Raw genomic sequence first — 15,262 nt, forward strand, 5'->3', positions numbered from 1 at the left:
ATTCGAATATTATTATGGATTTTAAGGGAATTATCTTATTTCTGCACCGCTGGCTCGGACTTATTACCGGTCTGATAGTACTTATTTTAAGTATTACCGGGTGCCTATTCGTTTTTCAGCAGGAAATTTCGGAGATCGTTCTCCACGACACCTTTTATGCGGATGAAGTGCCTAAGAGCCAACAACACCTGCCCATAGAGAAGCTCCAAGCCAACGCTGCTGACGCACTGGGCGTCGAACATCTGCCCTCTGGACTAACAACCTACAAAAATCCCGATCGCAACTGGTCGGCCATGCTATATAAAGGCGGTGTAGATTCGTGGACCTACTTTGGTGGTATGGAAACTTACAAAACAGCCTATATCAATCCCTACAATGGAGAGATTGAGGGTATCGTCAACGAGAAAAAAGACTTCTTCCAAATTGTAAAAGGTATCCACTGGAGTCTGTTGCTGGCCACGCCCATTGGTCAACCTATCGTTGTATGGAGCACCGTTATTTTTATCATTCTTTTAATTTCGGGAATGATTCTCTGGTGGCCCAAAAAATGGAACAAAGCTGGGAAACAAAAAAGCTTCAAAATAAAATGGGACTCAACCTGGCGTAGAGCAAATTATGATCTCCATAATGTATTAGGTTTTTACTTTCTGACTCTTTCGCTAATTATTGCCTTTACGGGTCTCTACTGGTACTTCCCTTTTGCGCAAAAAAGCCTTCATTTTTTAGGAACCGGTGATTATCAATTGCCGGATGGCCCCACAGAAAAAGTGGCCTCCACTATTCCTGATACGAAAGCGAACTCCATCCCAATGGAGCAAGCTTATCAACAGGCATGGGCAGAATATCCCAAAGCATATAGTATAGCTTTGATTGCACCAACGGATTCGCAATCAACTATCCGCGCAAATATTCGTCCCGACGGACAAACCTATTACGGAAGAAGTTATCTAAAATTCGATCAATACTCTGGAAAACTCTTGGCTGCCGACCGCTATGAGAATAAAAATACTGGCGAAAAACTGGTTGCCATGAATTACGATATTCATGTCGGAGCTATTGGCGGAATACCGGGTAAAATTATAGCTTTTTTTGCCAGCCTTATTTGTGCCAGTTTGCCTGTTACCGGATTTATTATTTGGTGGGATCGAAAGAAACGCCAATGGAAGCGTGAAAAACAACTTCAAAAACGAAGAGAAAAAGCAGCTCCATCGAAAGAAAGAGTACCAGCGTAATATGGAAAAGACCAACACTATCTTAAGCCGGAGAAAGAACCTCAGTATCGAGCGGTGCAGCTGCTGCGATAATATCATTCTCTACCATAAAAACTTATTACTCAAATTTAGTCCCAAAAGTTTTCAAAAATTCACTTCTACTCTTATCGATCTGGATTTTAATAAACGATCAATAACATTCGCAGATGGGACCGAAAGAATGGTTATAAACACCCAGCAAAAAGAAGTGCAAATGTGTTTTCAGAAATCAGAATTTAAAACGATCTGTTATGCACTTGAAGAGGCCTCGGTAATGCTGGAAGTCAACGACATTTTATATACCTAAAGCTGTGTATCGCTATTATCAATCATGGAGATCTCAAAGAAAAAGATCCTTGGCATTCATAAATGGTTCGGATTAATTGCCGGACTTTTTGTATTGGTTATGGCTGTATCGGGTTCTCTGCTCGTCTTTGATGATGAGATCGAACATTATATTCACCGTGATGTCATTCACTTAGATAGAGCTGAAGGGAGTGTCAATATTGATGCGGCCTACCAATCAATACAACAAAAATATCCAGACTGGAGTGTAAGAATATCTCATATCCCCAAAACACCCAACCGTGCTATTGAAGCCCAGGTCCGAAGACCTGATGAAGGACGACGTATTCTGTACGTTAACCCAACAAACGGAACAATACTGCGAGACCTGCATGGGAACGAAACGTACTCCTATTGGTTACTCAATTTACACTATAAGCTCCATGCAGGTTTTGCAGGTGAACTGGTACTCTTTTTGGCCGGAATCTGCTTTTTAGGTTCACTAATAACCGGATTCTTGTTTTATCGTAAATCCATTTGGCGGGTTCTTACTTTTAAAATTCGTCCTCGATTTCGAAACCTTAAAAGTGGATCCTCTGAACTACACCGCACTGTAGGCGTGTGGGCCCTCTTATTGAACTTTGTTATGGTTCTAACCGGTATTTTTCTATCGCTAATTGTGGTAGGAACCAATACCTATCACTTTATCAAAGGAGAAGAAAATCAGGATCCCAATCCTCCATCCATCAATGTCTCAATCAATAACCTACTTGAGAAATCCCGATCTAATGTGGCGGGCTTCACCCCAACTTACATTGAAATGCCGACTGAGGAGGAAGATGCTATTACCATTTTTGGTCGCATGAATACCGACTGGTCTATCCACTATGAATTTTCAAATCACATCGAATACAATCCACAAACAGGTGCAGAAACAGAGCAATTTTTAATCCGAGAAAAGCACTGGAGTTATAACATTTTGAGTGTTGCTTATCCCCTTCATTTTGGAAACTGGGGTGGTATATTTATCAAGCTACTCTACTGCATAGCCGGATTAGCCCCTCCCATCCTGTCTATTACCGGATTTATTATCTGGCAGCAACGTAGAAAACGACGCAAGGAATTAGCTCAGTTCAATGCTCATTCAACTTCTACTTGTTCGAATCAAGTAGAAGTCACCCACTGATACTCCTCCTCTCTGTTCTATATATTTTCTATCTATTCCAGAAACAGGTTTTTTCGTTAAAAACATGAGGAGTTATACCCAAGCAAGTCTGATCATTACCCCGACCTAACCATTTGGTAATGAGCTTACCAGTGATCACGGTATATCCCCCCTCCAAAGCCGACGATTTATAATTAGGTGTTTAGCTACAATTCAAAAAAGCGAACGTTTTATATCTCGGCCACAAAGATATTTCTGGCAACATCGTTGCCAATCACCTGCTCGTCATTCTCAACAAGAACGGTAACCGGCCCATCAAAAGGAGCTTTTTCTTTTATTTTTACTTTTATTCCGGGCAGCAAACCAACCTTCTCGAGATAACGCAACAACTCCGGGTCTTGGTCCTTTACCCGGCTCACTATATACTCTTGCTCTGCTTCTCCCTCAATAAGAGGTTCTGCATCCATCTCGGGCATTAATCCATCTTTGGTAGGGATGGGATCACCATGCGGATCGTGAGTAGGATCATCAAGCAGTTGGGCAATTTTATCCTCAAACCGTTCCGAGATATGATGCTCCAGCTTTTCGGCCTCATCGTGCACCTCATCCCAAGAATACCCCATCACTTCTAACAGATACAGCTCCAGCAGTCGATGGTGACGTATAATTTCGAGCGCAATCTTCTTGCCTGAATCCGTCAGCCGTGCTCCTTTATACGACTGATAATCAACCAATCCCATCTTGCCCAGCCGCTTAACCATATTAGTGGCCGATGCCGACGAGACATCCAGTGAATTTGCAATCTTCGTGGTTGACGCCCCTTTATTTTCTGTTTCCAGCGTATATATCGCTTTCAGATAATCTTCAACAGCCTGACTCAATACCATCTTGAATACATTTTATGCATCATTTCTGTTACCATAATATATGGAATATCTCAGTGCTATTTTACTCTCAACCTATTAATTAATATCTACTCCATGCTTATTTAAATATTCTTTAAACGATTGCTTACCTGTTAAATCTGACCCTACAAAAGCCACAAGCTTGTCAAAAATATCAGTCGGCAAAAATCCCGGCTGTCTGCCTATGGTGTTACCATCCCGATCCAAAAAAATAAATGTGGGCGTCGAACTAACTCTAAACTGACGCGCCAATTGCCGTTCGGTAAGGGAACGGCCATTAAATACAATTTCGCGATCCGACTCGATATCGACCTTAACCGGATAAAAATATTTGTCTAAACTGTCTTGAACCGTTTGCTTTGGAAACACTTCCTTATGCATTTTTTTGCAATACCCACACCATTCTGCTTCGGCAAACAGCATTACCTTTTTACCATTCTCTTTGGCCAACTCCTGCGCTTCAGAAAGTGAATTCCAATTTATATCCGACTGAGCTGTTGCAGGGAATATTCCAATAAGTAAAACAAATAATCCAATGAATAATCCTCTCACATTCCACAGTAATCTCATTAATAGCACCTATTTTTCTTTCTGATCATTTAACTTTATAACCATTATCGTCATATCATCGTGCTGTTTTGCCTTGCCGATAAAAGACCTAACATCTTGCGCTAACAAGTCTAAAATTTCCTTGGCTGATTTCCGGACATTCTGTTTTATCAACGTATTGAATCGCTTAGTGCCATAAAATCTTTGGGTCTCACTCAATGCTTCAACGATTCCATCAGTATAAAGGACAATTACATTATTCTCTTCTACAGATAATTCAACCTCTTCCAGATGCTCGTCAAAACGATCCCTCGACAATCCAATACCAATTCCTTTGGGTTTTAACTCTTCTAAATTTGTATTGTTACCGTCCACTCTCAAAATCGGATTATGTCCCGCACGAGCAAAACGGAATGTTCTCTCTTTTAGGTCAATAATTCCATAAACCAACGAGATAAAAGTTCCTCGCTGAGCATTATCATAAAATAAACGATTCACCTTCTTTAAAATCTCAGCAGGTGAATCAATCTCACGACAAAGACTATGAAGCATTCCCTTGATAAAGGTCATATAAAATGCGGCCTGAATGCCTTTGCCACTCACATCTCCAATAGTTACTGCAATACGATGGTCATCAAGTTGAACAAAGTCATAATAATCCCCACCCGTCTCGTACGCGGGTTTACAGATTGCGGCTAAATCCAGGTTTTTAAAACGCGGGGTTTCTACTGGTAAGAAAGATTGTTGGACATCACGCGCAATTCTAAGCTCCTGTTTAATGCGTTGTTCTTGTGCCAGCTCTTCAACATAATCCGGCACATAGCCCGAAAGAGACTGCTCTTTCTCTCCCTTGACAATAAATAATACTGCTGCGACAGCATTACCAAACAAGAAAATCAATAACAGAATAAATGCAGGCAGATCCGGCGAACCACTTACAACCCAACCGCTTGAGGATTCAAGCATTAATACAAAAAGAAAATGGGTGAAAAAGACTGTCAGAATATCCCACTTCAGAAAAATAGCGAGGAAAACAATACCTAAAATTCCAAAAAGTACGATCTCCGAAATGACCGGCCCAACATTTTGGAAAGTAGGTATAATTAAAATAACACCAATAACGATCGTTAATGAGGCAAGCCACTTTCTTTTATGAGTGCTATAAAACTGTGTTGCCGCAACGGCAAAGATGCTCAATGCAAATAACAAGCTAAACCAAAAACTGTTTAGAAAAAGATAAATGGGTGCCCAGGCTACTTCGTGAGCAAGAAAAGTACGTTCGATTTCGAGAAACAGATTGGGAGCAAAAGAAAGGGCAACAGTCCATATTCCACACAGCATAAATGCCAGTACCATTGATCGCAGAATCATTTCCCCGATAGGCTTATTAAAAAACTTTCCCTCGCGGAGATAATCATAACTGTACAATTTTTGGGGCCAGTATTGACGCATAATCGAATCACCGACGGCAAATAGGGCAAATACGCCCACCGAGGTAAAAGCACCCGAAAACCCCATTTGCAGCGCCAAGCCAAGCAAGTCCATCGATTGCGCATTTACCCCCATCAACGAACTTGTTCCCCATTCTTGTAAAAAAATAGTCGCCGGTACAATCAGCCCTGTTAAAATACCGGCAATCAATGCTGATCGGGTATCAACTGCGCGGGAACGAATCCGGAAGTAAAACAGGACTATCAGGGTAAGAGTGAAAATCAACACTATCGCTATCCTGCTAATTTCTAATAATCCGGGCATATTTTGTTCCACACCATCCGGATTGTAGGTAGCATCAAGATTTACCAACGCTCCACTGGAGAGAAGACGAACATTAATACGGAGATCTTGTCCCATTATCGGAGTCGAGGCATTTACGACCACATCCGCTACGGCCTGTGAATGAACGGTCTCAATTTGAATATCCGAAAATTCAAATTGTTCGGGATTCCAACCTCCGATTTGAAGATAATAACTTGCTAACCGTTCGATATTAGCCCGTTGAAATGTATGCGAGCGTTCAGTATCAGTGACATCCGCTGTATCTGGAGTCGAATCACTGTTGTAATCCTCATCGAAATCAAATCGCAGCACTCTATCCCAGGCCGAATCAGGCAACGTCTTCCAAAGACTCAAATCAGCATCCGCATCAAAGGCATGGATTAAAGCCCTGCGATGCACAGGACGACCCGGCAGACTATTCTGAGGATTTAGAAATTCGATCAGGCGTCCCTGCTCATCAAGACGTACAACAATATTTTCATTTTGATCGTCTGTAGATTGAGAATTATCTCTAATATTAGAAAATTTGATATTCCAATAATATGGATGTAAGCCTGGGGGAATAGAGTCTGATACTGAATGGATAAATGTCTGGCGACCGTTATCAAGTTGTAAACTGTCAAGTAAGTCGGTATTGCTCTGCAATGTAATTTCCGAAGCTTGTCGATCATCAAGAGAATATCCTAAATCACGAACAACCTGGTTCGCTGTTGCAGCGACCGAATCCTCAGATATTGTTTTTTGTATAACACTGCGTGGTTCCTGTGAGGGATAACTCAAGAAAAATCCAAAAACGCATAACAATCCCACTGCAACGAAAATAAAATCCCCAACCCCAAATGCAGTATTTTTATCAATAATCGACATGCAGTTTTTTACTGTAAGATATTTCTTTTGTTTTCACTCACGAATATGCCAAATTCTTACGTAAATTTCTGCTTTCTACTATAGCCGAACAAAAAATGTGTCTGATTGTATTCTCATATAAACAACATCCCCAATACCCGCTAATTTTTGCCGCTAATCGGGATGAACATTATGAACGACCTTCACGAGCAGCTCAATTTTGGGATGAAAATCCAAACATCTTAGCCGGTAAGGATTTAAAAGCCGGTGGCACCTGGATGGGTGTTAATAAACAGGGAGAATTTTCGGCGATAACAAATTACCGCGATCCTGACATTAAGAAAGAAAATCCGCCCAGTCGTGGCAAGTTAGTGATCGATTTTTTAAAAAATGATCTCAATCCCAAACAACATATTGAGCAACTTCATCCCGATGCAGATAGTTATATGGGTTTTAATCTGTTAGCAGGATCGTTGGATCAGCTGGGCTATTACTCCAATCAACAAGACGATATTCTATTGTTAAATTCGGGATTATACGGTCTCAGCAATCACCTGTTGGAAACTCCCTGGCCGAAAGTACGTCTTGCAAAAAGGAACTTACAGTCCCTCATGAATGATAATACCATTGCCCCCGAACCACTTTTTGACCTATTGGCTGATGATCGAGAAGCCTCGTACGAAGAGCTGCCAGACACCGGAATTCCCAAGGAGGTCGAAAAGAAAATTTCTCCAATTTTCATTAAAAGCGATGGGTATGGCACACGCTGTTCTACCGTTTTATTAGTCGATCATAATAGAGAAGTTACCTTCGCAGAACGTCGATTTAAGCCTGAAACAATGGATGTTGAGAAGGAAAACTCCTACCAGTTTACTATTGAAAAATAGCTAAAAAACAAATCCGTACCAGAGGTTCGGATCGAGACACAGACCTTACTCAAAATAAAATCTCATACATCATCTGGTTCCGTACCTCCGGTGCGGAACCTAAGCCCCAGTCAATATAGATGCTTTAATCCAATGTTGTATTAGCTGCCTCTTTACCCTTAGGCGTATATTCTTCAGGATTTGGAGTTTTACCAAACTGAAAAATAATCGCTACAATAACAGCCACTCCGGCCGGATAGATAACCCATGCAGGAACGCCGAGTACCATAATTGCGATTAAACTCACAATACTAATAGTCCCAACAATCATCGCATAGGGCAACTGTGTGTTAACGTGTTCTACGTGATCGCACTGGGTTGCGATAGAGCTTAGAATAGTCGTATCTGAAATCGGCGAACAATGATCCCCCCAGACCGACCCCGCCAACACTGAACTTACACTCGCATAAATAATTTCGGCCGTAATGGCATAATCCAGCCCGGTATTATTCCCAATTTCCCAAGCCAGCGGCACAACCAGCGGCATTAAAATCCCCATAGTACCCCAGCTCGAGCCCGTTGCAAAAGCAGTTAGAGCTGAAAGTATAAACACAATAGCCGGCAACCAATAGGGGTTTAATGTTTCCCCGAAAACGCTCATCAGGTAATCGGCTGTACCAAGTTCAACGGTAAGCGCACTGAGCGCCCAGGCTAACACCAAAATTAGAAGCCCATCGAACATGGTGTGCATTCCCTCCATCATACCTTCAAGCATCTCATCAACTTCCAATAGTTTTCGAGAAAGCGTCATAATAATAGCTACAGTAACAGAGATAAGCGATCCCCAGAGCAATGCCTTGTAAGAATCGGCAGATTCAATAATGGCCTGAACAGAACTTCCTTCTCCCGTTAGAAATAACCCCCCAACTGTTCCTACGACAAGAGCTATAATTGGAATAACTGCATTTGACCAGTGTGATACCTTTTTAGTCTTTTCGTCGTCTTCAATTTTATCTTTCCAGAGGTTATACGTATCGAGCTCCGGATTATGCTTTGCCTTGTAAAGATTGATCCGGGCCTTAAGCATCGTTGAAAAATCACGTCCCGACCAAGCGATCAGAATCACAAACAGGAGGGTAAAGAAAGCGTAAAAATTATATGGTAACGAGCTCAAAAATACCGCATAGGCTGATTCAGTGAAGTTAGGCATCTTTTCGGATGCATCAGCAATAAATCCAACCATAGCTCCTATCCAAGTGCTTACAAGCGCTATCGTCGCTACCGGGGCTGCGGTAGCATCTACCAAATAGGCCAGCTTAGCTCGCGAAATACGCAGCTTGTCAGTTAATGGACGCATGGTACTGCCTACCACCATGGTGTTGGCATAATCATCAAAAAAGACAACAAATCCCATTAAGGACGTCATCAGTTGTCCCCTCACTTTAGTGCGTACATATTTGGTGATGCGCTCAATAACTCCGCGTGTACCACCATTATCGGTGATAATACCAACCATACCACCAATAAGAATCGTAAAAATAATGATACTCATATGGCTTTCATCAGCCGTGGCAGGCACTATATAACCGTCGAGCGCTGTAAAAAAGCTGGTAAAAATACCGCCGAACGAAAGATCTCCTGCCAAAAAAGCACCGCACCAAATTCCCAGAAATAGGGCAAAAAGTACTTGGCGAAAAATTAATGCAATGCCAATTGCAACGAGCGGAGGCAAAATACTAAACCAACTTCCTGATTCAATCCCTGTTTTAGCCGTTTCCTCAGCAGCTTGGGCAGCGTCGGGAGAAGCATAACCAAAATTAATTAACAGCAATACTGAAAATAATCCGGCTATAACAAACAATGCTTTCCGCTTCATCAAATCAGTTTTTGATTAACTTTATTTCTTGTCCATACCAAACGTACAATTGATCCTTGAAAATACAATCTCTGTAATAATTTGCCAGATTTTTTTTGCAACAAAAACCCTGAGGGTATTGTAGACCCTCAGGGCTTGAAATAAACTAACTTATATTAAGCATAGACACTTATAATAGGTACCAAGCTCCATAAGCAAAAGCTAGCCTAACCTTTCGATCGCTGTATTAATTCGGCGGATAGTTGTCTCTTTGCCAAGTAGTTCAATCGTTGGCGTCAAATCGGGACCATAACCCATGCCCGATACGGCCACACGTAATGGCATCATTACCGGACCAAAGCCAACATCGTACTCTTCAATCACTTCTTTAATTTTATCTTTGAGCGTTTTGGCCTCAAAGTCATCTCCGTCAAGCTCCTCGATCTTTTCTACATATGCTTCGAGCAGCTCAGCACTGTTGTCTTTCCACTTTTTAACTGCCTTGTCTTCGTATTCCTCGGGATCCTCAAAGAAAAACCGTCCCATCGTCACGAAGTCCTCAACCTTGCTGACCCGCTCTTTCATCAACGGAATAATCTGCTTCATATATCCCTCGTCGGGATCAAGATCGTGCTCCTTAGCAATCTCCTGCACACGTGGCCACAGCTCGTCAGCCGGCTTTTCACGTAGGTAGTGCTCATTATACCAGATCAGCTTTTTGTAATCGAACACCGCACCGCCTTTGCTTACGCGATCCAGTGAAAACAGATCACAAAGTTCTTCCAGCGAATGGATTTCCGAATCGTCGCCCGGACTCCATCCCAAATATGCCAGAAAATTAACTAACGCTTCCGGCTCAAACTTCTGCTCGATATAATCTTTGGTATTGATAGGAATTCCCTCGGTCTCAGCTTTCCGCTTTGAGAGCTTGCCTCCACTTGGCGACATAATCAGCGGCAGGTGTGCCATCTTGGGCGGCTCCCAGCCAAAATATTCGTACATCAAAATATGCTTGGGGGTACTGCTGAGCCACTCTTCCCCACGAATAACATGCGAAATTTTCATCAGGTGATCATCCACCACATTCGCCAGGTGATAGGTTGGCATGCCGTCAGATTTAAGCAGAACCTGGTCATCTAACCCCTTGCTTTCAAAGGATACAAAGCCACGCACCTCATCTTCAAAACGAATGGTTTCGCGACGCGGAACTTTTAAACGAATAACATATTCTTCGCCTTCTTCCAGCTTGCGCTCGACCTCCTCTTCTGGAAGCGTAAGGCTGTTTTTCATCGACATTCGGGTAATCGCATCATACTTGGGTGACGGATTTCCCGACTTTTTCAACCGCTCCCGCATCTGGTCCAATTCTTCAGGCGTATCAAAAGCGTAATAGGCATTGCCCTGTTCAACGAGCTGCTCGGCATATTGCTCATACATATCCTTGCGCTCACTCTGACGATAAGGACCAACATCTCCGGGATTTTCGGGACCTTCATCGACCTCCATTCCGGCCCACTTTAATGAACGATGGATATCTTCTTCAGCTCCTTCTACATAACGAGCCTGATCGGTATCTTCAATACGGAGCACAAACGTTCCGTTGTTACCTTTCGCAAATAAATAATTATAGAGTGCCGTCCGGAGTCCACCGATATGCAGCAAACCTGTGGGTGACGGCGCAAAACGTACACGTACACTACCTTCCATAAATCTTGGTAATTGAATTAAAATAATTTCTGTTCAATGCTCCGAAAAATAAGGCTTATACGGCACTTGTGCTAATGTTAACGAGTGATAAGTAATAAGTGAATGGTGATTTTTAATTCTTAATTTTTAATTCTTAATTCCACTCACAGTATTAATAATATCAGTGCACTAAGTGACTTAATAGTAACTCAAAATGAAGCTTGCTCTTTTAACCCCCCAATTTGCACCTAATCTCTACGATCTGGCCGTCATGCTGCAGGCCGACCGAATTATTCTGCAGAATGTAGAACGTTGGTCACGTAAGAGCCGTATTCATCGTGCTCAAATTCGCACGCCCGAAGGCACGCAATGGATTAATATTCCCATCCGTACTGAAGACCGAAAAAAAGCCATCAAAGATGTACGCATGGATCATTCCGACGACTGGGTTACCCCCCTGTTGCGCACGTTGGAATATAACTACCGCAACAGCATCTACTACGATTTTTACGAACCTGAAATTAAAGCTGATTTTAAATCCGCCTACGATTACAGCCACCTGATGGATTTTATCCTATATATCCAAAAACGACTGTTTCGTTTTATGGATATCAGCATTGACTATGAGCTGGCCAGCAAACTTTCAGCTTATGATTCCAATCCCGATTTACTGGCGCAGCGTTTGGGAGCGAATACCCTTTTCCAGGAACACTACAGCCGACATTATCAGCGACAGGCCAAGCAAAAGAGTGATCCCATCTTTGATCACCCCAAATACCATCAGCATTTTGAAGGATTTGAACCTTTGTGCTGTATTTTGGATGTACTCTTTCAATTTGGACCGGAAAGTTTTCGAATTACCGATCAGCTTGTTGAAAAAGTTGAAGGTTGAATATTAAAAGTTTACCCTTAAAAAAACTTCAACATTTAACTTTACAACATTCAATATCAAGATGGACTGTCAGAAACTCCTATTTTCACTGCCCGATGACCATCATTACCTAAACTGCTCCTATTTATCACCGCTGTTACAAAGTGTGGAAGAAGCCGGTATTCAAGGGATTAAAGGGAAAAATAATCCATGGGAAGTAACACCTGATCATTTTTTCGGGGATAGCAATACGCTACGATCTCTATTTGCTAAACTTGTAAATGCACCCAAGGCGAAAGATATCGCTATAATGCCTGCAGTTTCGTACGGACTGTCAACAGTAGCAAAAAATATAAATCCCGCTAAAGGAAGTTCAATCGTAATTTGCGGCAAGCAATTTCCCAGCAATGTATATGCCTGGAAACGGTTTTGTGAGGAACATAACTGTCAGTTAAAGGTTGTTGATCCACCGGAAGGGTTCGATAACCGAGGGCAAAAGTGGAACAAGCGAATATTAGATGCCATCGATTCAGATACGCTACTGGTTGCACTCGGCAATGTGCATTGGACTGACGGTACGTGGTTTGATATAAAAACGATTGGAGCGAAAACTCGAAATAACGACGCATACTTTGTAATCGACGGCACACAGTCTGTTGGGGCAATGCCAATTGACGTGCAAGAAATTCAGGCGGATGCCCTAATCTGTGCAGGATATAAATGGCTGATGGGTCCCTATGCGATAACACTTGGCTATTTGGGGCCAAGACTTCAAAACGGTATCCCCCTCGAAGAAGGTTGGATCGTCCGTAAAAATAGCGAGGATTTCAGCGGACTGGTGGATTATGAGGATGGCTATCAACCGGGTGCCCAACGCTTTGACATGGGTGAACGCAGTAATTTTATTTTAGTACCGATGATGATTGAGGCTATCAAGCAGATTTTAGATTGGAAACCTCAAAATATCCAGAGGTATTGTAAGCAACTAACAGCCGACCTTGAAAAAGATTTACCGGACTACGGATATCAAATTGAGGAGACCGACTGGCGGGCCGGGCATATGTTTGGCATCCGACTGCCAGCATCTGTATCCTTAAAAAAACTACAGCGCCAACTTGATGAACATAACATTCATGTTTCGGTGCGGGGCTCGGCGGTGCGCGTAGCACCAAACGTCTATAATGATGAAAAAGATATTGCTATGTTACATGATGTGCTTAACGATGTGGCGAATGACGCATAATGGGTAACTTTTAAGTCGGAGCAAGTTATGACAGAGAAAGAGTCAGAAAAACCACAACCAAACTATTGGCCTGTTTTTTGGATCGGCCTTGCTTACATCCTGTTGCTGGGGCTATTCACTTACTTCTTTAACTTCCCCATTTAACCGTTATGCACTGGATTGACTGGCTTGTTCTTGTCGCATTTCTGGGATATACCATCTGGGATGGTACTCGTCACGGCAAACAAAGTGAAAATATTGAGGGATTTTTCCTGGCCAACCGATCGATGCCTTGGTGGGCAATGGGATTATCGGTGATGGCAACCCAGGCTTCGGCAATTACGTTTATCGGCACTACGGGTCAAGCGTATGTTGAGGATATGCGATTTGTACAGATCTATCTGGCAGTGCCTTTTGCAATGATCATCCTGTGCCTAACGCTGGTACCCTATTTTAATAAGCTGCAAAACTTTAGTGCTTATGAAGTGCTGGAGGAACGGTTCGGACTTTCCACCCGCCTTTTTACGAGCTTTCTTTTTCTGATGTCACGCGGTCTTGGGTTGGGAATCATTATTGCAGCCCCATCATATGTGCTTGCCATACTGCTGGACCTGCCGCTTTCAACGACCATCCTTATTATTGGGATTACCGCCACGCTTTATACCATGGTCGGCGGTATAAGCGGAGTAATCAGAACCGATGTCAAACAGATGGCGGTGATGATGTTCGGGCTTGGGTTCTGCTTTTACTGGATCCACTATCAGCTGCCGCCCGATGTAGATTTCAGCGACTCGCTCTATCTTGCCGGTACGCTCGGCAAGCTGGATGCACTGGATATCAGCTTCGATATAAGTGAAAAATACAATATTTGGACCGGTGTTTTTGCTGCGCTCTTTTTGATGCTTTCCTATTTTGGAACTGATCAAAGTCAGGTACAGCGTTACCTTACAGCAAAGTCGCTGAATGATGCCCGCAAGTCACTTTTACTTTCAGCTTATGCTAAAGTGCCTATGCAGTTTTTCATTTTACTACTGGGCGTAATGCTCTATGTGTTCTATATTTTTGGATCCGCTCCGATCACCTTTCACAGCACCGATCCGGTGGCCGAAACAGAACAGACTGAACTTGCCGGAGAAATGCTGCAACAGGAGTACAAAGCCACCCATTTACAGCGCAGAGAAGCTGCTTTAAATCTTCTTGAGCAAAAGACACCAGAAAATGCGGAAGCTTTTAGAGAGGCCGACCAGCACCTCAAGGAGGTGCGCGAATCGGAAATGGAACGGCAAGAAAAGATTACCGAATCCAGCCGAAACGACACCAATTATATTCTCCCCTATTTTATTCTCAATGAGATTCCCATTGGCATTATCGGACTTATTGTAGCCGGAATTTTTGCTGCCGCCCTCTCGAGTATCGACAGTGAGCTCAATGCCCTTGCCACCATTTCTATCGTGGATTGGTATAAGCGACTGGATTCCAAGGATCGAAGCGCAAAATGGTATCTAAGATCATCACGATTTACAACCGTACTATGGGGATTACTGGCAACGGGGGCGGCGCTGGCTCTGGGCGAAACACGATCCATTATTGAATTGGTTAACAAAGTCGGTAGTTATTTCTATGGATCTATTCTGGGTGTTTTTGTTCTGCTACTCTATGTAAAACGTGCCAACGGTGTCGGAGCTTTGACCGGACTTATCTCAGGAATGGTGACCGTCTTTTTCTTTGATCGCCTTTTCGAACATCCTGAAACAGGCAGCTGGCAGTTGATCTTTCCTTGGAATGAGACCCCAGAAGGCTTTACCAAAGCTATTGAATATCTGTGGTTAAATCCCGTGGGAACAGTCGTTGTTGTTATTGTGAGCGTTTCCATAAGTATGCTTTGGGATCAGATGAGTGACAAATCTCTACGCTGATAATTCTGACCTAAAACATGAATTATCCCAATAAAAAAAGCCCCGGCTATAAAACCGAGGCTTTTGAAAT

Annotated in this window: 12 protein-coding genes; 7 read left to right on the forward strand and 5 right to left on the reverse strand. The window is 42.7% G+C overall.

Features of this window, described 5'->3' with window-relative positions:
- The first annotated feature begins 14 nt into the window (after window positions 1-14).
- Genes CK503_RS06530 through CK503_RS06540 form a run of 3 tightly spaced genes read left to right on the forward strand, consistent with a single transcriptional unit; the run spans window position 15 to window position 2,721 of the window.
- Complete coding sequence (locus CK503_RS06530) at window positions 15-1,232, forward strand: PepSY-associated TM helix domain-containing protein (protein WP_095605992.1); 1,218 nt, start codon at window positions 15-17, stop codon at window positions 1,230-1,232.
- Between the two features lies 1 nt (window position 1,233).
- Window positions 1,234-1,557, forward strand: coding sequence for a DUF6686 family protein (locus tag CK503_RS06535; protein WP_095605993.1), 324 nt, complete (start codon window positions 1,234-1,236; stop codon window positions 1,555-1,557).
- A gap of 24 nt (window positions 1,558-1,581) precedes the next feature.
- Entirely contained in the window at window positions 1,582-2,721 is a 1,140-nt protein-coding gene (locus CK503_RS06540) for a PepSY-associated TM helix domain-containing protein (RefSeq protein WP_095605994.1), read from the forward strand.
- 209 nt (window positions 2,722-2,930) lie between these two features.
- Here the strand turns inward: CK503_RS06540 and CK503_RS06545 are convergent, their stop codons facing one another.
- The 3 genes from CK503_RS06545 to CK503_RS06555 all read right to left on the reverse strand — a co-directional run bounded on the left by CK503_RS06545 (window position 2,931) and on the right by CK503_RS06555 (window position 6,797).
- Entirely contained in the window at window positions 2,931-3,587 is a 657-nt protein-coding gene (locus tag CK503_RS06545) for a metal-dependent transcriptional regulator (protein WP_095605995.1), read from the reverse strand.
- Between the two features lie 75 nt (window positions 3,588-3,662).
- Complete coding sequence (locus tag CK503_RS06550) at window positions 3,663-4,175, reverse strand: thioredoxin family protein (RefSeq protein WP_095605996.1); 513 nt, start codon at window positions 4,173-4,175, stop codon at window positions 3,663-3,665.
- A 9-nt stretch (window positions 4,176-4,184) separates the two neighbouring features.
- The gene (locus tag CK503_RS06555; protein ID WP_095605997.1) at window positions 4,185-6,797 is read right to left on the reverse strand and encodes a PP2C family protein-serine/threonine phosphatase; all 2,613 of its coding nucleotides are present in this window, start codon (window positions 6,795-6,797) and stop codon (window positions 4,185-4,187) included.
- A gap of 95 nt (window positions 6,798-6,892) precedes the next feature.
- On the opposite strand from CK503_RS06555, the gene CK503_RS06560 reads away from it, so the two are divergent.
- Window positions 6,893-7,663 carry an NRDE family protein gene (locus tag CK503_RS06560; RefSeq protein WP_095605998.1) on the forward strand — a complete coding sequence of 257 codons (771 nt, stop codon included), beginning with the start codon at window positions 6,893-6,895 and terminating at the stop codon, window positions 7,661-7,663.
- 124 nt (window positions 7,664-7,787) lie between these two features.
- Here the strand turns inward: CK503_RS06560 and CK503_RS06565 are convergent, their stop codons facing one another.
- Both CK503_RS06565 and gltX read right to left on the reverse strand, forming a co-directional pair.
- A complete protein-coding gene (locus CK503_RS06565; RefSeq protein ID WP_095605999.1) occupies window positions 7,788-9,518 on the reverse strand; it encodes a Na+/H+ antiporter NhaC family protein in 1,731 nt (576 codons plus the stop codon).
- 201 nt (window positions 9,519-9,719) lie between these two features.
- Window positions 9,720-11,204 (reverse strand): glutamate--tRNA ligase, encoded by a 1,485-nt coding sequence (gene gltX, locus CK503_RS06570; protein WP_095606000.1) that lies wholly within the window; start codon window positions 11,202-11,204, stop codon window positions 9,720-9,722.
- Window positions 11,205-11,397: 193 nt separating this feature from the next.
- On the opposite strand from gltX, the gene CK503_RS06575 reads away from it, so the two are divergent.
- The 3 genes from CK503_RS06575 to CK503_RS06585 all read left to right on the forward strand — a co-directional run bounded on the left by CK503_RS06575 (window position 11,398) and on the right by CK503_RS06585 (window position 15,192).
- The gene (locus CK503_RS06575) at window positions 11,398-12,075 is read left to right on the forward strand and encodes a WbqC family protein (RefSeq protein WP_095606001.1); all 678 of its coding nucleotides are present in this window, start codon (window positions 11,398-11,400) and stop codon (window positions 12,073-12,075) included.
- A 61-nt stretch (window positions 12,076-12,136) separates the two neighbouring features.
- Window positions 12,137-13,297, forward strand: coding sequence for an aminotransferase class V-fold PLP-dependent enzyme (locus CK503_RS06580; RefSeq protein ID WP_095606002.1), 1,161 nt, complete (start codon window positions 12,137-12,139; stop codon window positions 13,295-13,297).
- 149 nt (window positions 13,298-13,446) lie between these two features.
- On the forward strand, window positions 13,447-15,192 hold the full coding sequence (locus CK503_RS06585; RefSeq protein WP_095606003.1) for a sodium:solute symporter family protein: 1,746 nt from the start codon (window positions 13,447-13,449) through the stop codon (window positions 15,190-15,192).
- Window positions 15,193-15,262: the final 70 nt, after the last annotated feature.

This window comes from Fodinibius salipaludis (genome assembly GCF_002287075.1).
GTDB classification, from domain to species: Bacteria; Bacteroidota; Rhodothermia; order Balneolales; family Balneolaceae; genus Fodinibius; species Fodinibius salipaludis.